The sequence below is a fragment of the Seohaeicola saemankumensis genome (assembly GCF_042678485.1).
In the GTDB taxonomy this organism is placed as follows: Bacteria; Pseudomonadota; Alphaproteobacteria; order Rhodobacterales; family Rhodobacteraceae; genus Seohaeicola; species Seohaeicola saemankumensis.
On the sequence record NZ_JBHTKR010000004.1, the window covers coordinates 71,237 to 91,551 of the forward strand.

19 protein-coding genes and 1 tRNA gene are annotated in these 20,315 nt (G+C 63.6%); 12 read left to right on the forward strand and 8 right to left on the reverse strand.

All coding sequences use genetic code 11. The features are described 5' to 3' along the window. Positions 1–8 precede the first annotated feature (8 nt). Together ACFQ3C_RS10075 and ACFQ3C_RS10080 are read right to left on the reverse strand one after the other, a co-directional pair. Positions 9–785: a metal ABC transporter ATP-binding protein gene (locus tag ACFQ3C_RS10075; RefSeq protein ID WP_380792123.1), complete on the reverse strand. Its 777-nt coding sequence runs from the start codon at positions 783–785 to the stop codon at positions 9–11. A gap of 51 nt (positions 786–836) precedes the next feature. Further along, the gene (locus ACFQ3C_RS10080; RefSeq protein ID WP_380791290.1) at positions 837–1,799 is read right to left on the reverse strand and encodes a metal ABC transporter solute-binding protein, Zn/Mn family; all 963 of its coding nucleotides are present in this window, start codon (positions 1,797–1,799) and stop codon (positions 837–839) included. Positions 1,800–1,993: 194 nt separating this feature from the next. On the opposite strand from ACFQ3C_RS10080, the gene deoC reads away from it, so the two are divergent. Continuing rightward, positions 1,994–2,995 carry a deoxyribose-phosphate aldolase gene (deoC, locus tag ACFQ3C_RS10085; protein ID WP_380791292.1) on the forward strand — a complete coding sequence of 334 codons (1,002 nt, stop codon included), beginning with the start codon at positions 1,994–1,996 and terminating at the stop codon, positions 2,993–2,995. Positions 2,996–3,038: 43 nt separating this feature from the next. After that, complete coding sequence (locus tag ACFQ3C_RS10090; RefSeq protein ID WP_380791294.1) at positions 3,039–5,390, forward strand: aldehyde dehydrogenase family protein; 2,352 nt, start codon at positions 3,039–3,041, stop codon at positions 5,388–5,390. 2 nt (positions 5,391–5,392) lie between these two features. Here ACFQ3C_RS10090 and rlmH read toward each other — a convergent pair whose 3' ends face one another. The 3 genes from rlmH to ACFQ3C_RS10105 all read right to left on the reverse strand — a co-directional run bounded on the left by rlmH (position 5,393) and on the right by ACFQ3C_RS10105 (position 7,746). Further along, positions 5,393–5,863: a 23S rRNA (pseudouridine(1915)-N(3))-methyltransferase RlmH gene (gene rlmH / locus ACFQ3C_RS10095; RefSeq protein WP_380791296.1), complete on the reverse strand. Its 471-nt coding sequence runs from the start codon at positions 5,861–5,863 to the stop codon at positions 5,393–5,395. Further along, on the reverse strand, positions 5,863–6,240 hold the full coding sequence (gene rsfS / locus ACFQ3C_RS10100) for a ribosome silencing factor (RefSeq protein ID WP_380791298.1): 378 nt from the start codon (positions 6,238–6,240) through the stop codon (positions 5,863–5,865). Before rsfS ends, rlmH begins: the two co-directional genes overlap by 1 nt. A gap of 171 nt (positions 6,241–6,411) precedes the next feature. Beyond that, the gene (locus ACFQ3C_RS10105; protein ID WP_380791300.1) at positions 6,412–7,746 is read right to left on the reverse strand and encodes a mechanosensitive ion channel family protein; all 1,335 of its coding nucleotides are present in this window, start codon (positions 7,744–7,746) and stop codon (positions 6,412–6,414) included. A 28-nt stretch (positions 7,747–7,774) separates the two neighbouring features. On the opposite strand from ACFQ3C_RS10105, the gene ACFQ3C_RS10110 reads away from it, so the two are divergent. The 5 genes from ACFQ3C_RS10110 to ACFQ3C_RS10130 all read left to right on the forward strand — a co-directional run bounded on the left by ACFQ3C_RS10110 (position 7,775) and on the right by ACFQ3C_RS10130 (position 12,409). Further along, positions 7,775–7,948 carry a hypothetical protein gene (locus ACFQ3C_RS10110; RefSeq protein WP_380791302.1) on the forward strand — a complete coding sequence of 58 codons (174 nt, stop codon included), beginning with the start codon at positions 7,775–7,777 and terminating at the stop codon, positions 7,946–7,948. Between the two features lie 60 nt (positions 7,949–8,008). Next, the gene (gene leuC, locus ACFQ3C_RS10115; RefSeq protein ID WP_380791304.1) at positions 8,009–9,412 is read left to right on the forward strand and encodes a 3-isopropylmalate dehydratase large subunit; all 1,404 of its coding nucleotides are present in this window, start codon (positions 8,009–8,011) and stop codon (positions 9,410–9,412) included. Positions 9,413–9,503: 91 nt separating this feature from the next. Then, positions 9,504–10,109 (forward strand): 3-isopropylmalate dehydratase small subunit, encoded by a 606-nt coding sequence (gene leuD, locus ACFQ3C_RS10120; RefSeq protein ID WP_380791306.1) that lies wholly within the window; start codon positions 9,504–9,506, stop codon positions 10,107–10,109. A gap of 360 nt (positions 10,110–10,469) precedes the next feature. Next, entirely contained in the window at positions 10,470–11,276 is an 807-nt protein-coding gene (locus ACFQ3C_RS10125; RefSeq protein ID WP_380791308.1) for a hypothetical protein, read from the forward strand. A 170-nt stretch (positions 11,277–11,446) separates the two neighbouring features. Continuing rightward, complete coding sequence (locus ACFQ3C_RS10130) at positions 11,447–12,409, forward strand: endonuclease/exonuclease/phosphatase family protein (RefSeq protein WP_380791310.1); 963 nt, start codon at positions 11,447–11,449, stop codon at positions 12,407–12,409. A gap of 9 nt (positions 12,410–12,418) precedes the next feature. Here ACFQ3C_RS10130 and ACFQ3C_RS10135 read toward each other — a convergent pair whose 3' ends face one another. Continuing rightward, positions 12,419–13,306, reverse strand: coding sequence for an epimerase (locus ACFQ3C_RS10135; RefSeq protein WP_380791312.1), 888 nt, complete (start codon positions 13,304–13,306; stop codon positions 12,419–12,421). Between the two features lie 94 nt (positions 13,307–13,400). On the opposite strand from ACFQ3C_RS10135, the gene ACFQ3C_RS10140 reads away from it, so the two are divergent. Both ACFQ3C_RS10140 and leuB read left to right on the forward strand, forming a co-directional pair. Beyond that, entirely contained in the window at positions 13,401–14,315 is a 915-nt protein-coding gene (locus ACFQ3C_RS10140) for a LysR family transcriptional regulator (protein WP_380791314.1), read from the forward strand. 86 nt (positions 14,316–14,401) lie between these two features. Then, positions 14,402–15,508 (forward strand): 3-isopropylmalate dehydrogenase, encoded by a 1,107-nt coding sequence (leuB, locus tag ACFQ3C_RS10145; RefSeq protein WP_380791316.1) that lies wholly within the window; start codon positions 14,402–14,404, stop codon positions 15,506–15,508. Here the strand turns inward: leuB and ACFQ3C_RS10150 are convergent. Continuing rightward, a complete protein-coding gene (locus ACFQ3C_RS10150) occupies positions 15,500–17,152 on the reverse strand; it encodes a Na/Pi cotransporter family protein (RefSeq protein WP_380791318.1) in 1,653 nt (550 codons plus the stop codon). The genes leuB and ACFQ3C_RS10150 overlap by 9 nt on opposite strands. 154 nt (positions 17,153–17,306) lie before the next feature. On the opposite strand from ACFQ3C_RS10150, the gene ACFQ3C_RS10155 reads away from it, so the two are divergent. Next, positions 17,307–17,383, forward strand: a tRNA-Pro gene (locus ACFQ3C_RS10155). An 80-nt stretch (positions 17,384–17,463) separates the two neighbouring features. Here the strand turns inward: ACFQ3C_RS10155 and ACFQ3C_RS10160 are convergent. Next, complete coding sequence (locus tag ACFQ3C_RS10160; protein WP_380791320.1) at positions 17,464–18,564, reverse strand: polysaccharide biosynthesis/export family protein; 1,101 nt, start codon at positions 18,562–18,564, stop codon at positions 17,464–17,466. Between the two features lie 117 nt (positions 18,565–18,681). Here ACFQ3C_RS10160 and ACFQ3C_RS10165 point away from each other — a divergent pair, with 117 nt between their 5' ends. Both ACFQ3C_RS10165 and ACFQ3C_RS10170 read left to right on the forward strand, forming a co-directional pair. After that, on the forward strand, positions 18,682–19,560 hold the full coding sequence (locus tag ACFQ3C_RS10165; RefSeq protein ID WP_380791322.1) for an NAD-dependent epimerase/dehydratase family protein: 879 nt from the start codon (positions 18,682–18,684) through the stop codon (positions 19,558–19,560). After that, positions 19,557–20,165: a sugar transferase gene (locus tag ACFQ3C_RS10170; protein WP_380791324.1), complete on the forward strand. Its 609-nt coding sequence runs from the start codon at positions 19,557–19,559 to the stop codon at positions 20,163–20,165. The genes ACFQ3C_RS10165 and ACFQ3C_RS10170 overlap by 4 nt, the downstream gene beginning before the upstream one ends. The last annotated feature ends 150 nt before the right edge of the window (positions 20,166–20,315 follow it).

A 20,315-nucleotide genomic window follows, 5' to 3' on the forward strand; every position in this document is an offset into this window, starting at 1 on the left:
TGACACGATCATCCCGGGATTACCCTGCCAGCCAGCTGCCCATCGCCCAGCCGTCCGCCATAAGCGCGTTGCAGGTTTTCGCTGGTAAAGACATCCGCGACAGGCCCGGCGGCAAGGGCGCGCGTGTTGATCAGGAACAGATGGTCGAAATAGGCCCGCACCGTGGACAGGTCATGATGCACGGCCACGATGGTGCGCCCCTCGGCCTGCAGCTCTTTCAGGACGGCGATGATCGCCTTTTCGGTGGCCGCGTCCACCCCGGCAAAAGGTTCGTCCAGCAAATAGAGGTCGGCTTGCTGCACCAGTGCGCGGGCCAGGAACACGCGTTGCTGCTGCCCGCCAGACAACTGGCCGATCTGGCGCGTCGCGAAATCCTGCATCCCGACACGGGCCAGGCAAGCGTGGGCCCGGTCCAGATGTTCGGGGCGGACCCGGCGCAGCAGACCAAGTTCGCGGTGCAGCCCCATCACGACCACATCGATCACCCGCGCGGGGAAATCCCAATCCACGCTGGCGCGTTGCGGCACATAGGCGATCCTGTCGCGTGCGCGCGACAGGGATAGCCCGAACAGTCGCACCTCGCCCGACAAAGGCTTGACCAGACCCAGAACCGCCTTGAGAAGAGTTGACTTGCCAGCGCCGTTCGGTCCGACGATCGCCGTCATGGTGCCCTGCGCCACGGTCATGTCGACCGAAAAGACCGCAGGCTTTTCGCCATAGGCCACTGTCAGCCCCGCCACCGCAAGCGCTGGCGGCAGGGCCTGGGCCGCGCCTTTTGCCGGCATCGCCTGCGTCAGGTCGGGGTTCTTGACAGCGGCCATGATCGGTGTCCTCCGTTACAGGCCGGCACTCAGCCGGCCATCCATGCCACGCGGGGGCACATCGCCGCCCAGCGCGGCGGCAATCGTGGTCACGTTGTGGTCGATCATGCCCAGATAGGTCCCTTCATAGGTGCCATCCGGGCCCATCGCGTCCGAGAAGACCTCTCCGCCAACGCGCACCTCGTGGCCCCGCGCCGCAGCACCTTCGATCAATGCACGGATATTGCGGTCAGATACAGAGGTTTCCACGAATACGGCCCCGACCCGGCGTTCAACCAGCAGGTCCACCAATTCGCCGATACGGTTCAGCCCGGCCTCGGATTCGGTCGAGATGCCCTGAATGCCCAGCACCTCGAACCCGTGCCGGCGGCCAAAATAGCCGAATGCGTCATGCGCTGTCAGCAGGATGCGCGCCTCGGGCGGGACAGAGGACAGGCTGCGCGCGGCATAATCCGACAGGCGGGCAAGATCGGCCAGATGCGTTTCGGCATTGGCGACAAAAAGCGCCTGCGCGTCGGGACGGATGGCGATCAGCGCATCACGCACGGCCAGAACGACATGGCGCCACAGCTCTGGGTCCATCCAGACATGCGGATCGTAACGGCCTTCATACTCGGGATGCCCGATCCGTTCCGCCACAGGCACCGCCTCACCCGCGGCGATGACAGTGCGGCTGCGACCCAGATCCAGCAGCACGTCTTCAAGCTGCGCCTCAAGATAGAGGCCGTGCCACAGCACCAGATCGGCACGGGTCATGGCCACGATGTCGGTGCGGGTCTGGCGATAGGAATGCGGATCGACACCCGGCCCCATCAGCGCCTTGACCGACACCAGATCGCCACCCACCTGCCGGGCGGCATCGGCAATCATGCCGGTCGTCGCGACCACGTTCAAAGGCCCGTCCGCGGCAATCGCGGCGGCAGGCGCCACAAGGCTTGCAGCGAAGACGGTCAGAAGATGACGACGGTTCAGGATCATGAGAGCACCTTTTCAAAGGAAACAAGGGAAGGAACATCCACGCGACTGGACAGATATTGAGAACGGTTCGCAACTTTGTCAATGAAATTGCGAATTATTCGCAAAACAAATGGATGTGATCGGACCAAGGCGCGCTGCTTGCCTCGGATTGAGGCGCATGCAAGGCTGTCTTTACCCGAAATCAAGAGCCCGAGATGCAACAGACACCCACATTGCCCCAACAGCGGCAATTGCCACAGACGCTGCCCATGCCCGAGGCGCGCAACCCCGGCATAGACCTGGACATGGACTGGGTCCGCTCCGTGCAGGCCAACCGATCCGCCATAGAACGGCGCGCGGCCAGCCTTGGCACGCGGCGGTCGGTCAAGAAGGATCATCAGGCGGCCTGGCTTCTCAAGGCGATCACCTGCATTGATCTGACGACGCTGGCGGGCGACGATACCGAAGGCCGCGTGCGGCGGCTCTGCGCCAAGGCGCGCCAGCCGGTGCGTCCCGATCTTCTGGCGGCGCTGGGCATGCCCGGCATCACGGTAGGCGCGGTCTGCGTCTATCACGAGATGGTGCCCGCCGCCGTGCAAGCCCTGGCCGGAAGCGGGATACCCGTGGCGGCCGTGTCAACGGGCTTTCCGGCGGGACTGTCCCCGTTCCATCTGCGGCTGGCCGAGATCGGCGAAAGCGTGACGGCCGGCGCGCAAGAGATCGACATCGTGATCTCGCGACGGCACGTGCTGACGGGTAACTGGCAGGCGCTTTATGACGAGATGCGGCAGATGCGCGCCGCCTGCGGGGATGCCCATGTCAAGGCGATCCTGGCCACGGGCGAGCTGGGCAGCCTGCGCAACGTCGCCCGCGCCAGCCTTGTCTGCATGATGGCGGGCGCAGATTTCATCAAGACATCCACGGGCAAGGAAGCGGTCAACGCGACCCTGCCTGTCAGCCTTGTCATGATCCGCGCCATTCGCGATTACCATGAACGCACCGGCATCAGGATCGGCTACAAGCCCGCGGGCGGCATTTCCAAGGCCAAGGATGCGCTGGTCTACCTGAGCCTGATGAAAGAGGAACTGGGCACCCGCTGGATGCAACCCGATCTGTTCCGCTTCGGCGCGTCCAGTCTTCTGGGCGATATCGAACGGCAGCTGGAACATCACGTGACCGGCGCCTATTCGGCGGCATGGCGGCACCCGCTGGCCTGATCCGGCATGGATGTCATTTGAGTATTTGGGGAACGATGAAGGCATGACCGTCAAGGATATCTTCGACACGATGGACTATGGAACCGCGCCGGAATCGGCCACGGACGCGCTGGCCTGGCTGGTCGATCAGGGCGACCGGTTCGGCCATTTCATCGGTGGCGGCTTCACCCTGCCCGGCTCAGGGTTCGAGGCGCGCAACCCCGCCACGGGTGACGTGCTGGCCACATTGACCCAGGCCACGCAGGCCGATGTAGATCACGCCGTTGCCGCCGCGCGGCGCGCGCAACCGCGCTGGGAAAAGCTGGGGGGGCCGGGGCGCGCCCGGCACCTTTATGCGCTGGCGCGAATGGTGCAGAAACATGCGCGCCTCTTTGCGGTGCTTGAAACCATGGACAATGGCAAGCCGATCCGCGAGGCGCGGGATATCGACATTCCCCTGGTGCACCGTCATTTCTATTTCCACGCGGGTCTGGCGCAGCTGATGGACAGCGAAATGCCCGACCGTCAGGCGCTGGGCGTCTGCGGGCAGATCATTCCCTGGAATTTCCCGCTGTTGATGCTGGCCTGGAAAATCGCGCCCGCGCTGGCCGCCGGCAACACCGTGGTTCTGAAACCGGCGGAACAGACATCGCTGACCGCTTTGCTGTTCGCCGATATGTGCCGTCAGGCGGGTCTGCCCAAGGGTGTGGTGAACATCGTGACAGGCGATGGCACGGTAGGCGAGATGATCGTGACCCATCCCGGCATAGACAAGATCGCCTTTACCGGCTCGACCGATGTGGGTCGCCGGATCCGGCAGGCTACGGCGGGTAGCGGCAAGGCGCTGACGTTGGAACTGGGCGGGAAATCCCCCTATGTCGTCTTTGATGACGCCGATCTGGATTCGGCCATCGAAGGTCTGGTGGATGCGATCTGGTTCAACCAGGGGCAAGTCTGCTGCGCCGGGTCGCGCCTGCTAGTGCAGGAAGGCGTGGCCGCGCGTTTCCACGCCAAGCTGCGCGCGCGGATGGACAGGTTGCGGATCGGCAACCCGTTGGACAAGAGCATCGACATCGGCGCCATGGTCAGCCCCGAACAGCGGGACCGGGTCCGCGCCATGGTCGATGCCTGCGAGGGCGGGCATGTACATCACAGCGCCGCCGCCCTGCCGGACGCCGGATGCTTCTATCCGCCCACGCTGATCACCGGCCTCTCGACCGCATCCCCCCTGATGCAGGAGGAGATCTTCGGCCCGGTTCTTGTGTCGACCACGTTCCGCACCCCGGCCGAGGCGGTGGATCTGGCCAACAACACCCGCTACGGGCTGGCCGCATCGGTCTGGTCCGAGAACGTGAACCTTGCGCTGGATATCGCGCCGAAACTGGCCGCAGGCGTGATCTGGGTCAACGGCACCAACATGTTTGATGCCGCCGCACCCTTTGGCGGGATGCGCGAAAGCGGCTTTGGCCGCGAGGGCGGGTGGGAGGGCCTGGGCGCCTACACAAGGCCGCGCGGCAAGACCAGGGCCTTGGCGCAGATATCGCCATTCGAGGGCAAGAACGGCGATGCGCCCACCGACCCTTTGGACCGGACGCCCAAGCTTTATATCGGTGGCAAGCAGACCCGCCCCGACGGCGGCTATTCCCGCGCGGTCCACGCGAAATCCGGCCGCATCCTGGGCCAGGTGCCGGTGGCTGCCCGCAAGGATATCCGCAACGCGGTCGAGGCGGCACGCGGCGCATCAGGCTGGTCCGCGACCACGGGCCATCTGCGGGCACAGATCCTGTATTACATCGCGGAAAACCTGTCAGCCCGCGCATCCGAATTCGCGGCGCGGCTGGATGTCATGCAAGGCGGCAAAGGCGGCAAGGCCGAGGTCGAAGCCACCATTCATCGCCTGTTCACCTATGCCGCATGGGCCGACAAATACGATGGGCGCATCAAGGGCGTGCCCCTGCGCGGCGTCGCCATGGCCATGCCGGCGCCGGTGGGGGTGATCGGCGCGATCTGCCCCGATGAGGCGCCATTGCTGGGCCTTGTGTCGCTGATGGCGCCCGCCATCGCCATGGGCAACCGCGCGGTACTGGTCGCATCCGAAGCCTTCCCGCTGGCGACTACGGATTTCTACCAGATCCTCGACACATCGGATGTGCCGGGCGGGGTGGTCAATATCCTGACCGGCAACCATGCCGATCTGGCCCCGACGCTGGCCGCGCATATGGATGTGGACGCGGTATGGTGCTTTTCATCCACACCCTTGTCGGAGCCTGTCGAGGCGGCCAGCGCCGGCAACCTCAAACGGACCTGGGTGAATGATGGAATGGCCCGCGACTGGATGGGGACCGCAGGCGAAGGCCACATCTTCCTGGAGCAGTCGACCGAGATCAAGACGATCTGGGTGCCCTACGGCGAGTGATCTCAGACCCGGTGGTAGGGCGACCCCGCAAGGATCGAAGCCGCGCGGTATAACTGTTCGGCCAGCATGACGCGCACCAGCATATGCGGCCAGACCATCTTGCCGAAGGACAGGCTTGCGTCGGCGCGCGCCCGCAAATCTGGCGCGATTCCGTCCGCGCCGCCGATGATCAGCGCCAGATCACCGCGCCCTGCGTCACGCCATCCCGCCAGCTTGTCGGCAAAGTCGGGCGAGGACATGACCGCGCCGCGCTCGTCCAGGGTGCAGACCAGCGCACCGGCCGGAATGGCCCGGTCCAGCAGCACCGCTTCGGCCGCCATGCCGCCGCCCTTCTTGTCCTCGACCTCATGCAGCAGCGCCGGGCCAAGGCCAAGCGCCCGCCCGGTTCGGTCGAACCGTGTCATGTAATCCTCGAACAACGCGCGTTCCGGGCCGGTCCGCAACCGGCCCACCGCGCAGACATGAACCCGCATCAGACCGTCGAGGAGGCCGCGGTTTTGGGGGCGCCGCCGGGCATCCACATTTTCTCGAGCTGATAGAAATCGCGCACTTCGGGGCGGAACACATGGACGATCACATCGCCGGTGTCGATCAGCACCCAATCGCCGGTTTCCTTGCCTTCGATCCGGCTGAGCCGCCCGTAGGTCTGCTTGAGATCATCGACCAGCTTTTCCGCGATCGCGGACACCTGCCGCGAGGATCGCCCCGAGCAGATGATCATGTAGTCGCCAATGGCCGTCTTGCCGCGCAGGTCGATCTGCACGATGTCTTCGGCCTTGTCGTCTTCAAGCTGGTTGAGGATATGCGCCAGAAGCTCTTCGCTTGTGACTTGTGCCGGTGCCGTTGTCATCGCTGCACCGACGGGAACGGCAGATGCCGCTTCAAAGTTGAGTGACAGGACATTGTCCTCCTTGTGGCACGCCGACAGGGCCCCGGCGCTGGGCACATCCCAAAGATAGCATCGCACCGGACAAATCTCAATGAGCGGCGCTTCGCCCTGTGCACCCTGACGGGCCGCGAGTCAATCGCCCGCAAGTGGAAGATCCTTGCTGTCGGCGGTTCCCAGGACACGCACCTCGCGCTGGGGAAAGGGAATCGAGATGCCATGCGCCTGAAACGCATCCCAAAGCGCAAGGTAGACATTGCCCCTGATATTCGTCAGCCCCTGGGTCGGATCCTTGATCCAGAAACGCAGGATGTAATCGACGGAACTGTCGCCAAAACCCGTGATGTGGCAGACCGGCGGCTTGAAATCCAGCACCCGCTCAACGCCTTGCGCCGCTTCGACCGCGACCCGCCGGACCAGATGCGGATCGTCGCCATAGGAGGTGCCGAAATGGATATCGAGGCGTACGAACTCGTTGGAATGTGACCAGTTGACCACCTGGCCGGTAATCAGATCCTCGTTCGGGATCAGGTATTCCCGCCCGTCCCGCGTCACAACCGAGACATAGCGCGCACCCAGCGCATTGATCCAGCCGAAGGTATCGCCAAGGCTGATCACATCCCCCGGCTTGATCGATTTGTCGAGCAGGATGATGACCCCTGACACCAGGTTCGACACCACCTTTTGCAAGCCAAAACCAAGGCCCACGCCGATGGCGCCAGACAGGACCGCAAGCCCGGTCAGATCGACACCCACGGTCTTCAGCCCGATGAAGAAGGCGGCGCCATAGAGCCCGACCTGAAGCGCCTTGACCGCAAGCACCTGCATCGACGGGCTGATATCCGTGTTCGCCCTGATGCGCGCGGTCGAGGTGGCCGTGACGAACCGGGCCATGGCAAACAGCAGGGCCAGAAGGACAATCGCCTGCAGGATCAGCCATAACGACAGCCGCGTCGTGCCGATCTGGACCGCGATACTGTCCAGCAGGCTGCGGCCGTCATCCGTAAGCCCCAGGATCGACAGTGTGACCCAGGTCCAGCCGGCATAGCGCACCATTGCGCGCAAGACCCCGTTCGATATGAGGCGGGTCAGCACGGCGATCACCAGCCATGCCAGCGCAAGCTTGGCAAAAACGACCAGAAGATAGGATCGGCTTGGCCATGTCACCTCGCGCATGATCCAGACCAGTGGCCATATCATCGCAAGGAAAAAGATCAGGCGCAGACGGTTGCGCAGTGTCACCGCCAGTCGCATGCGCCATTTCGGCCAGCCGTCCCGGCTGCGCAACCAGTCATTGACGCGCGGCTCCATCAGGCGTGCCGCCAGATGCGCCAGCAGGACAAGGGCCAGCACGATCCCGATCTGGTAGGCATTCCACGGCCGCATCAGGCCATTCACGAAAAGCTCTGCACGGGCCAGCAGGCCCAGCACAATTTCTAACGCGGTGTCGCCGGAATTGCCGTTGTTCATCTTGCACCCTTCATGACATCAGCCTTGCATGACAGATTCGATCCGGCAAGCCCCGCACCGGCGCGCACTGTCGCGGCCCTTGCGAGACTCGGTCAGCCATAGTATCCCGCTGGCCATGAGACGCATTTTTGACATGGATGACCGCGCGCGCCTGCGCGAACGCTTCTTCGGAGCATCCCTGACGGTGCTGGCCCGCCTATAACGGCCGCGCCCCGCATTTCTTACGTCCAAAGCCAGAACACCATCGAAAGGGAGAGGACCAATGTCCCCCAAAACGCTCTATGACAAGATCTGGGATGCCCATGTCGCCCACGAAGCCGACGACGGCACCTGCCTTCTCTATATCGACCGTCACCTTGTCCACGAGGTGACAAGCCCGCAGGCCTTCGAAGGGCTGCGCATGGCGGGCCGCAAGGTCCACGCCCCCGACAAGACCATCGCCGTGCCGGATCACAACGTGCCGACCACGCTGGACCGCGCCAATGCGGCAACCATGACCGAGGATAGCCGCATCCAGGTCGAGGCATTGGACAAGAACGCGGCCGATTTCGGCATTCACTACTACCCGGTGTCGGATATCCGTCAGGGTATCGTGCACATCGTCGGTCCCGAACAGGGATGGACCCTGCCCGGCATGACCGTCGTATGTGGCGACAGCCACACCGCGACCCATGGGGCCTTCGGCGCCCTGGCGCATGGCATCGGCACCTCCGAGGTCGAACATGTGCTGGCCACCCAGACCCTGATCCAGAAGAAATCCAAGAACATGAAGGTCGAGATCACCGGCAAGCTGCGCCCCGGTGTGACCGCCAAGGACATCACCCTGTCGGTGATCGGCCATACCGGCACCGCCGGCGGCACCGGCTATGTGATCGAATACTGCGGCGAGGCAATCCGCGACCTGTCCATGGAAGGCCGCATGACCGTCTGCAACATGGCGATCGAAGGCGGCGCGCGCGCCGGCCTGATCGCACCGGACGAAAAGACCTTTGCCTATGTGATGGGCCGCCCCCATGCCCCCAAGGGCGCGCAATGGGAAGCGGCGCTGGCCTGGTGGAAAACCCTCTATTCCGATGCCGACGCCCATTGGGACAAGGTCGTGACCATCAAGGGCGAAGACATCGCGCCGGTCGTGACATGGGGCACCAGCCCCGAAGACGTGCTGCCGATCACCGGAAAGGTGCCCGCCGCCGAGGATTTCAAGGGCGGCAAGGTCGAAGCGGCCAAACGCTCGCTGGAATACATGGGGCTGGAACCCGGCACTCCGCTGAACCAGATCAAGATCGACACCGTCTTCATCGGCTCCTGCACCAATGGCCGGATCGAGGATCTGCGCGCCGCGGCCGAAATCCTGAAAGGCAAGAAGATCGCCGTGAAACGCGCGATGGTCGTGCCCGGTTCGGGACTTGTGCGCGCCCAGGCGGAAGAGGAAGGGCTGGCCCAGATCTTCATCGACGCGGGCTTTGAATGGCGTCTGGCAGGCTGCTCGATGTGCCTGGCGATGAACCCCGACCAGTTGCAGCCCGGCGAACGCTGCGCGGCCACCTCGAACCGCAATTTCGAGGGCCGTCAAGGCCGCGGCGGACGCACCCATCTGATGAGCCCCGCCATGGCCGCAGCCGCAGCCGTGACCGGCCATCTGACCGATGTGCGCGAATTGATGTGATCAGGGCAGACGCTCGACGGCCCGTTGCAGGCCCCTTGGCAAGGATCGCCCGCAAGGGCCGGACGAGCGCCCAACAGACAGGATAGAGACAATGGAAAAATTCACCAAGCTCAGCGGCATCGCCGCACCGATGCCACTGGTCAACATCGACACCGACATGATCATCCCCAAGCAGTTCCTCAAGACCATCAAACGCTCGGGTCTTGGCGTGAACCTGTTCGACGAGATGCGGTATGACCGCGACGGCAAGGAAATCCCGGATTTCGTGCTGAACAAGCCGCAATACCGCGAAGCGCAGATCCTCGTCGCGGGCGACAACTTCGGTTGCGGTTCCTCGCGCGAACATGCGCCCTGGGCGCTGCTGGATTTCGGGATCCGTTGCGTGATCTCGACCAGCTTTGCCGACATCTTCTTCAACAACTGCTTCAAGAACGGCATCCTTCCGATCGTGCTGCCGCAAGAGCAGGTGGACCTGCTGATGAAGGATGCGGAAAAAGGCGCGAATGCCCGGATCGAAGTGGATCTTGAAGCTCAGACGGTCACATCGTCGGATGGCGAGGTGTTCACCTTCGACGTCGATGCCTTCAAGAAGCACTGCCTGCTGAACGGCCTGGACGATATCGGCCTGACCCTTGAAAAGGCCGCCTCGATCGAAAGCTACGAGTCAACGATGGCCGCACAGCGCCCCTGGGTCTGACCCGGCGCACAGGTTCCACGAACACCACACCAGGTGATGACAGGCCGCCCCTTGGGCGGCTTGTCTGTTTGTGTGCAGGCCCGCAACAGCCACAAGATGTTGTAAGTGCCGGAAAAATCGCCTGAAATCTTTCTGTGGCTGGTACATTTCAGCACCAGTTCAACCATCAAATCACCCGAAATCCGGGATCAGATGTTTCTATGGGTTGAGCCCTTTGGCGAAAGAAGGCAAAAATTGGGCAAGAATGAGGCACACCGCCAGAATTGGTGGATTCAAGTTGGAAAACAGGACGCGGCAACGCATCGGGTCCGGCCAGTTTGAAAGGGATGAACAGTGATCGGAAAACTGACAGGCGCGGTCATGCGTGCCTTTATGATGGCGCTGCTGGTTGCGATGCCGTCGATGCTGATTTCCGGCATCGGCATAGACGGATCTCAATTTGTCGTGCTGCTGGCCCTGATCGCTGCCGGCCTTGTCTTGATCGAATACAATTCCGAATACCCCAGCCTTGTCGCATTTCGCCACGCGCCGCCCTATAACCGGCTGCGTTTTGGCATGATTTTCGTCGCCGTGCTGATCCTGGCGATGCTGTTTCGCGGCAAAACCGAACCCGGCACGATGACCCATATCATGACATCCATCAGCGTAATCCTGGGCAACCTGTCTGACTTCCCCTATTCGCCGGTGCGCCTTGCCGTGCTGATGCTGCCTGCGGACATGCCCGAGGCGGCGGTCACCGCGCTGCGGATGGCAGCCGGGGTCTGTTATACCCTGTCGATGATGATGGTCATCATCTTCGTGGTCATGGTGCATGTCTACGGCTGGCCCGCGCGCAATGGTGCCTTCAACGTCTGGATCAACCTGCCAATGTTTGATGCGACATCAGGCGGCGATGTGATCGCGCGCCTCAGGGGACATGCACGCATTAACCTTATCTTAGGGTTTTTGCTGCCATTCATGCTGCCAGCCCTGGTTGTTGTGGCGTCCGACATCGTCAATGTCGCGGCCCTTGCAAAACCACAAACCCTGATCTGGACGATGTGCCTATGGGCCTTCCTGCCTGCAAGCCTGATGATGCGCGGCATTGCCATGGCGCGGATCGCATCCATGATCGAGGACAAGCGCCGCCGCACCTATGCCGCAGCCGAAAGTCTGCAAATGATCTGACACGGACCGCATCTGGTCTGTGCCCCCCGGCCATCCGACAGCTTACCCGCGTTCTTTGTATAACGCTCGTCGTCGCGGCCGCTGTTCTGCCACCCCTTGCCGCAAGATCGCAACCGATTGAGGTCGCTATCTTTCACACGGGCCTTGCCCGCAAGGGTCCAGGTCTTTTGTTGCGGGATATCCTGGGCGGCAAGGATCCGCAGGTGCAGGCCGTCGTCGCTGTGATCGCTCATGCGGCACCCGACATCCTGCTGCTGCTTGACGTGGATCATGACCATGATCTGGTCGCACTCAGGGCGCTGCGCGACGCGGTGGAACAGGCCGGGGTGCTCTATCCTCATGTCTACGCGCGCGCGTCCAACCGGGGCATGACCACCGGGCTGGACCTTGATGGCGACGGTCGCCAGGGTGGCGCGGGGGATACCCAGGGATATGCGGAATTCGCAGGCCAGGGGGGCATGGCGATCCTGTCCAGGCATCCGGTCGGGATTGACCGGGTACAGGATCACAGCGCCCTTCTTTGGCGCGACCTGCCCGATGCGCTGCTGACGCTGCCCGATGGCCAGCCGCTGCTGACAGCGCAGGCATTGGCGGTGCAGCGCCTCTCGACCACCGGTCACTGGACCGTGCCCATCACCGTGCGCGGGCGTGATATCCATCTTCTGGCCTTTCATGCGACACCGCCGGTTTTCGACGGGCCCGAGGATCGCAACGGCCGCCGCAATCACGATGAGACACGATTCTGGAGCCTCTATCTGGATGGGCGTTTCGCCCCCCCACCGACAGAACGCTTCGTGCTGATCGGCGACGGCAACATGGATCCCGCTGGCAGCGAAGGCCTCCCGGACGCGATGCGGGCCATCCTCGGGGATCCACGCTTGCAGGACCCCAAGCCAACAAGCGTAGGGGGGCTGCGGGCCAACGCGACCGGCCCTGGCGATCCGGCCTTGCATACCGCAAGCTGGCCACCACCGGGGCCATCCGGCCTGAGGGTCGATCTGGTTCTGCCATCCGCGGACCTGAAGGTGCTGTCCGCCTCGGTCCTGTGGCCGGAACCGGGCGCGCCCCTTGCTGACACTGTGCAGACCGCCAGCCGTCACCGTCTGGTCAGCGTCACGCTGGATTGGCCCTGACGGGTTCGGTCAGTGCACCGGAATGGCCTTGGGGTTCTTCATCGTGGCGGGAAGCCCAGCCAGCATGACCTGATCCAGCGGCGTCGGCACGAAATCGGGCAACAGGCGGTCGAACTTGTCCGCAGAAAGTGTATGCGGCGTTTCCCAGAGATACCGCATCTCTGTCAATTCCCGCGCAAGTTCCCAGAAAGGCGCAGCAAGGCGCATCACCCACCAGGGAAAGCGCGTCACTTTCAGTGGACGGCCAAGATGCGCCTGCAACCGGTCCCTGAGCGTGTTCACGGTGAAACTGTGGCCGGGAAAGGGAATATCCTCGAACCGCGCCAGCGCGGCGCGCTTGTCGGCCAGTTGCACGGCGGCCCGCGCCCAGTCGGGCACAAAACAATAGGCCTGCATCACGTCGGGCGCGCCACCGCTGGTGATCCGCCCCTGCGCGATGCCGCGCAGCAAGAACAGCTGCATGATGTCGCCATTGCCTTCGGGGTCGATGAAATTTCCCGCCCGCAGAATGATGGTCTGCACCCCGCTGTCGCGATACCGCGCCTCCATCGCCTTGCGGATATGGCCCTTGCGGCTGACCGGTCTGTGCGGCGTCGTGTCCGACCACACCCCGCCCTGGTCCCCGTAGGTATAGACATTGCCCGGCAGGATCACCGTCGCGCCGCTGGCCTTGGCGGCGGCAATGACCTGTTCGGTGATCTCGGGGATCAGCCTGGCCCAGTTGTGATAGGCGGGCGGGTTCAGCCCGTTGACGATCACCTGCGCCCCCATCGCCGCGTCGATCATGTCAGTACCGCGCCGATAAACGCGCACATCCCATCCCGCATCGGCAAAGCTTTTGGCACAGTGATGGCCGATCTTGCCGTTGCTTCCCAGAATAAGAACCGTCCCGGTCATGGTATCCTCCTGTGTTTGTCCGATGACGGCAGGATCAATCAAACGAATACGAATATAAATTGCCTGAAACTGGAGATCATGTATTCAATATTGAATGGCAAATGTGATCGACACGCTGGATTGGTCGCTGGTCCCTGCCTTTCTGGCGGTGGCGGAAACCGGCAGCCTGTCCGCCGCGGCCCGCAAGCTTGGCACCAGCCAGCCCACGCTTGGGCGGCAGATCCGACAGATCGAGACATCGCTTGACCTGACCCTTTTTGCGCGCCGACCCCGTGGGCTGGATCTGACCGACAGCGGCGCGGCCCTTCTGCCCCATGCACGCCAGATGGCCGAAGCCATGACCGCCCTGGCGCTGACCGCCGCGGGCCAGACTGCGGATGTGCGCGGCACCGTTCGCCTGACCGCCAGCGCCGTGGTCGCACATTATGCCCTGCCCCCGATCATCGCCCATATCCGGCGCGCCGAACCGCTGATCCAGATCGAACTGGTCGCCAGCGACAGCAGCGACAACCTGCTGTTCCGCGAGGCCGATATCGCCGTTCGCATGTATCGCAGCACGCAGCTTGACATCATCACCCGGCATCTGGGCGACCTGCGGTTGGGGGTTTTCGCCAGCCGGACCTATCTGGAGCGGCGCGGCTGGCCCCGGCAGGCGAAAGACCTGCTGGATCACGACCTGATCGGCTATGACCGCAACGATCTGATCCTGCGCCACATGCGCGCCCTTGGCTGGCCCGCCACCCGCGAGATGTTCGCGATCCGATGCGACAGTCAGACAACCTATTTGGCGCTGATCCAGGCGGGGTGCGGCATCGGTTTCGCGCAGGTTGGCATCATGGGCAAGGACCCGGAAATGGTCGAACTTCAGCTTGGCCTCGACCTGCCGCATCTGCCCGTCTGGCTGGCCGCACCGCAGGCGATGCGAAATACCCCGCGGATCGCCCGCGTCTGGAACCTGCTGGCCGATGGCCTTGCACCACAACTTTCACAGGGCCGCGCAAGCCCCTGATACAGTCACCGCTGCGTGCTTTCTTGACCCTGCGCCCCGCAATCGCTAGGCCAGTGCCGAACAAATGTCACAAGGGACAGACCGCAATGACCAACCCCTCGCTTCTTATCCTCGCCGGTGACGGAATCGGCCCAGAAGTCATGGCCGAAGTGCGCAAGATCATCGACTGGTACGGCACCAGGCGCGGCGTCAGTTTCGACGTGTCCGAGGATCTGGTGGGCGGCTGCGCCTATGACAAGCACGGCACCCCCCTGCATGATGATACCATGGCCAAGGCGCAGGAGGTCGATGCCGTTCTGCTGGGTGCCGTCGGCGGGCCGAAATACGACAATCTTGATTTCAGCGTGAAGCCCGAACGCGGCCTGCTGCGCCTGCGCAAGGAGATGGATCTTTATGCCAACCTGCGCCCGGCGCAGTGCTTTGACGCGCTGGCCGACTTTTCGTCTTTGAAAAAGGATGTGGTTGCGGGCCTCGACATCATGATCGTGCGCGAACTGACCAGCGGCGTCTATTTCGGCGAGCCACGCGGCATCTTCAAGGAAGGCAACGAGCGTGTGGGCATCAACACCCAGCGCTATACCGAATCCGAGATCGAACGCGTCGCGCGGTCCGCCTTCGAACTGGCCCGCAAGCGCAGCAACAAGCTGTGCTCGATGGAAAAGGCCAACGTAATGGAATCGGGCGTGCTGTGGCGCGAAGTGGTGCAGCGCATCGGCGACACGGAATATCCCGATGTCGAACTCAGCCACATGTATGCCGACGCAGGCGCGATGCAGCTGACCCGCTGGCCCAAGCAGTTCGACGTGATCGTGACCGACAACCTGTTCGGCGATCTTCTGTCGGATCTGGCCGCGATGCTGACCGGGTCGCTGGGGATGCTGCCCTCGGCCAGCCTTGGTGCGCCGATGGCCAATGGCCGCCCCAAGGCGCTGTATGAACCCGTGCACGGCTCTGCCCCCGATATCGCGGGCCAGGGCAAGGCCAACCCGATCGCCTGCGTTCTCAGCTTTGCGATGGCGCTGCGCTACAGCTTCGACATGGGCGCCGAGGCGGATCGCCTTGAAAAGGCCGTCGAAAAGGTGCTGGCGGATGGTCTTCGCACGGCTGACCTGATGGGCCCCGAAGGTGGCGCGCCCGTCACGACCAGCCAGATGGGCGATGCGATCGTCACGGCGCTGGACGCCTCACTCTGAACTTGCGGATTGGGGCCCCGGTTCGTCCGGGGCCCTGTCCGTCTGCGCGCCGCCCTGCCGCGCTGGGCCAGGTCGCATCCCGTTGTAATAGGCAATGCGCGCGGTGTGTTCCGCCACGCGGCTCAACCAGCGCATCGCATCCGTCCGATCAAACATCTCGGCCACGCTGATCAACCCCACATGCTCGTGCAGCAGGGTCGCGCGCCGATGTTGCCGGGTGCGCCCCTCGATCCGGTCTGCCAGACGTTTCAGGCGGGTGGCCTCAAGCCCGTCGGCCGCGGCGGGATCGGCGGCACGGCGCAACGCCGCCCCCAGGGTGCGGGACAGCCGCGACAAGGCCGGATCGGACAGCAAGACCGGAATGACCGATCGGCGCTCAAGCCGCTTGACCAACCGCTCCAGATGATCGGCTTGGTGCAGCAGCGCGCCATAGCGGTCGCGTTCAGCGGGTTTGCCCTCTGGCAGGTTGATCCGGGTGACATAGTCCTCGATCTCGGCAAGGGCAGGACGGGCGACATCCTCGACCGTCGCAAGGCCCCGCATGTCCGAAACCGGCGCCAGTGCGCGCCCCAATGCGGAAAAGACATGCCGCGCCACGCGGCCCAATGCTGTCTGCACGGCATCCATGGCGGCGCCCTCATCCTTCAGCAGCGCCGGATCCAGCGCCAGGTCAAGCCCACCCGGCCTGGCCAGGGCCGCGCGATCAGGCACCATGCGTTCCACCCTGTGGGCGAAAGCGGCGGTAAAGGGCAGGAACATCAGCGCACCGGCAACATTGAACCCGGTGTGGAATATCACCAGCGCCGTCGTCTCGCCCGCGACGTCCGCGGCCTGCGTCAGCAATGGCGCACCCAGCACCAGCAGCGGATAGGCCAGAAGCGCGGTACCCGCATTGAACAGAAGATTGGCCAGGGCCGTCTGTCGCATGGTCACCGAACCGCCCACACTGGCCAGTATCGCCGTGACCGTCGTGCCAAGGTTCATGCCGATCACCATGGCCGCCGCCTGTTCGAAACTGATCCCGCCAGCCCCCAGCAGAACCAGCGCCACGGCCATCGCCGCGCTGGATGACTGCATCACGACGGTCACCGCCAAACCCAGCAGAACCAGTTGCAGATCACCCAGCAAGCCGCCCTGTGGCAATGTCTGCGGCGTCAGCCGGTCACCGAAACCTGCCGCCCCCGCCTGCATCATGTCCAGCCCGATCAACAGCAGGCAAAGCCCGGCCCAGACCCGCCCAAACCGGGCCCAGGCCCCCTGGCCCAATAGCGCCAGAAGACTGGCCCCGAACAGCGCCGGCAAGGCAAGGCTGCCCAGTTTCAGCTTGAAGCCGAAAAGGGTGACGATCCATCCGGTAAAGGTTGTGCCGATATTGGCGCCATAGATGACGCCCAGCGCCTGCGGCAAGCTCAGCAATCCCGCCCCGACGAATCCGATGGTCATCACCGTGGTCGCGCTGGACGATTGCACCACGGCCGTGGCCGCCGTCCCTGTCATGACACCGGCCAGCGGTGTCGTGGTGAACTGCGCCAGAAGCCGCCGCAGACGGCTGCCCGCGGCCTCGCGCAGCGCATCCGTCATGATCGTCATGCCGAACAGGAACATCCCGATCCCGCCCAGGATCGTCATGAGGCCGCCAGTCATCGAGGTTTCACCATCTCCCGCCCCCTTGCGCCCAGAATGGGACGAGCAGGGCGCGCCGGCAAGCCCTCCGTGCCGGGCAGACAGGTCGGTGGACAGTGGCGCAACTCCACCCTTGCAAATCCACCGCGACGGGTTTAAGCGCCTGTTTCACGGTCGGGCTGTAGCGCAGCCTGGTAGCGCACCTGCTTCGGGAGCAGGGGGTCGGAGGTTCGAATCCTCTCAGCCCGACCAGTGATCCTTTCCCGCAATGCCGAAGAGCGTTTCGCCCGGTTCACGGTTTGGGCGCAGATGTTGGCCCCGGTGCGGGATGATCAGAAACTGCCGACGCGTCCCGCCAGACCCACCAGCGACCCCAGCAAGCCAACGACCGTCTGTGCCGACGTGACGGGGGACTCTGTCGCAAGCACCGTATCCTGCGGGTTCACCCGGAAACCCCGCGCCGCGAAAAGCCCGTCCGCCGATGTCAGATCAAAGGTATAGATGACCTGCGCCTGGCTTGGTCCGTGACCGTCCTGCCGCAACTGGGATGGTTTGAAATCGCGCAGGATGATCACCCCCTTGGGATTGGCGCGGCTATCGGTCAACCCGCCGATGATCGACAGCGCCTCAAGCGCGGTGATCTCTTCCTTTTCGAAATGGATCAGCCGTTCGGTGCCCGTCGCTCCGAGAGAGGTGAAATAGCGACTGTCCTCCTCGATCACGATCTTGTCGCCACCACGCAGGACCGCATTGCGGCGCGTGTCCGAAAACAACTGTTCCGCCCGGATCTCATAGCTGCGCCCCTCGCGGATCACCCGTACCAGCGGATTACGCAATCCCTGGCTGATGCCGCCGCCCGTGGCGATCATCGACAGGATCGCATGGTTCCGGTCTGGCAGCGGATAGCTGCCGGGGCGCGCCACCCCCGCGACAAGATCGACCGCGTTCTGACGCCCGCCCGTGACCGCCAGTTGCACCTGTGCCGACGGCACGATGGGCATCAGCGCGTCCTGGATCTTGCGCCGCGCCTGGTCCGGCGTCAGCCCGGCAATGCCGATCTCGTCCAGGTAGGGCACGAAGATATGACCCTGCGACGAGACGGACAATCCGCTCAGCGCCACCCTGTTTTCGGCCTGCGAGGTCAGTAGGGAATTTTCCTGGCTGTCCCAGATCACCAGGTCGATCGTGTCCCCCGGACGCACAAGCGGGCTGTCGGGACCCTGCGTTGCTTCCAGCCAGCGATACCCGCCGGACCAACCGGTCACGGGCCAGCGCGCGATCACCGGAAGGCTTGCACGGGTTACCGGCACGATCTGGAAGGTGGGCGATTCGCTTTCCTGCTCGCGCAGGATTTCGCCTGTCAGGGCCGCCCCCCTGGGCAGCGTACAGGCCGCCATGGAGAGACAGGCCAGCACAGCCGCGATCAACCTCAAGGAACCAACTACCAAACCAAACTCCACGACCACACAGGCGACCTTCAACCTGCTTTCTACAGCCACCGGCAGATGTTAGACAGGCCAAATGTAACGAGTGTGGCTTGAGTAGGGGTGATGACGCATCAAAGACACGATGCCCCGGTTCTTGTGCTGGGCAGCACGGGACAGTTGGGATCGCTGCTGCGCCACCATTGGCGCGACAGGCAGAACGTGGTCTGGCAGGCCCGCCGGCCCGGCGCGGTCCCGGCGCTTGTCTGGTCGGCGCAGGATGATCTGAAAGACCTGACCCGCAGACTGCCGCGCGCCCGTGCGGTCGTGGCGCTCTGGGGGGTTGTTGCCGGGCAAGCCGACGCACTTGCCGCCAACAGGGCGCTGGCCCTGCGCGCGATCGAGATTGCCCGTGCGACGGGTGCCGGGCGTGTGCTGCACTGCTCCAGCGCCGCGGTCTATCGCCCCGGACCCGACCCTTTGCCTGAAACCGCCATCCCGGCACCGGTCAATGCCTATGGCCAGGCCAAGCTGGAGATGGAGCAGGCCATTGCCGCGGAACAGAACCGCATGGCGCAGGGCCCGCAAAACATCATCATGCGTATCGGCAATGTCATCGGTGCAGACAGCCTGTCACGGGCGATGATGCAGGCCCGCCGATGCGGCACAGCCGTCACACTGGACCGATTCGCGGACGGAACAGGGCCGCGGCGCAGTTTCCTGGCCGGAGCAGACCTCGCGCGATGCATCGCGCGGCTTGTCGATGGCCCGGTGAACATCCTGCCCCCCGTCATCAATCTTGCGGCCAGCAGCGCCACGGCCATGGCCGATCTTGTGCGCCATGCCGGGCTTGAACCGGACTGGCGCCGCGCGCCTGCGACGGCTGTGCCTCTTGTAGAACTGGACACGGCCCGCCTGCACCAATGCATCGGCCAGACCGAGATCAGCGCCGATCCGCTGCACCTGATGTCTGACTGGTCGCCAACCTGCGGATGGCTGCGATGAGACCCGCAAAACGCGGCCTTGATCTGCTGGTCACGGGCCTTCTGGCGCTGGCGATCTGGCCTGTCGGCCTTGTGATCGCCTTGCTTGTGCTGCTGATCGACGGGCGGCCGGTGTTTCATGTGTCCGAACGCATGAAGACCCAAGACTGCAGCTTTCACCTTTGGAAATTCCGCACCATGCGCCCCGTGACCGGGGATTCCGGCGTCTCGGGCGGCGACAAATCGGACAGGATCACAAGCCTTGGCCGGTTCCTGCGCCGGACCCGGCTGGACGAGATACCGCAACTGGTCAACATCCTGCGGGGTGACATCAGCCTTGTCGGCCCCAGACCGCCCTTGCGCCGTTATGTCGAACTTTTTCCCGAAATCTACGGAGAGGTCCTGAAACAGCGCCCCGGCCTGACCGGGCTGGCAACTCTGGTCTATCACCGCACCGAGGAGCGGCTCTTGAAGGACTGCGCCACACCGCAGGAAACCGAAGAGGTTTATACCCGCCGCTGCATTCCCACAAAGGCCCGGCTGGATCTGATATATGCCGAAAAACAAGGCATATGCCTGGATCTTCGGCTTGTTCTGGCGACCGTATTTAGATTTCTTTTACCTTGATGCGGAATCATGCTGCCAGATTTTCGCTGGCCTGTGATGCTGTAGTATGATGTGAGGACGTGTTGAGACTCGCGTGGGCCAGGTCTGTCTGATGAGGCGGGTATTTTTTTAATGAGTTTCGGATCATGAAGATCCGCCTTGTGAACCGGC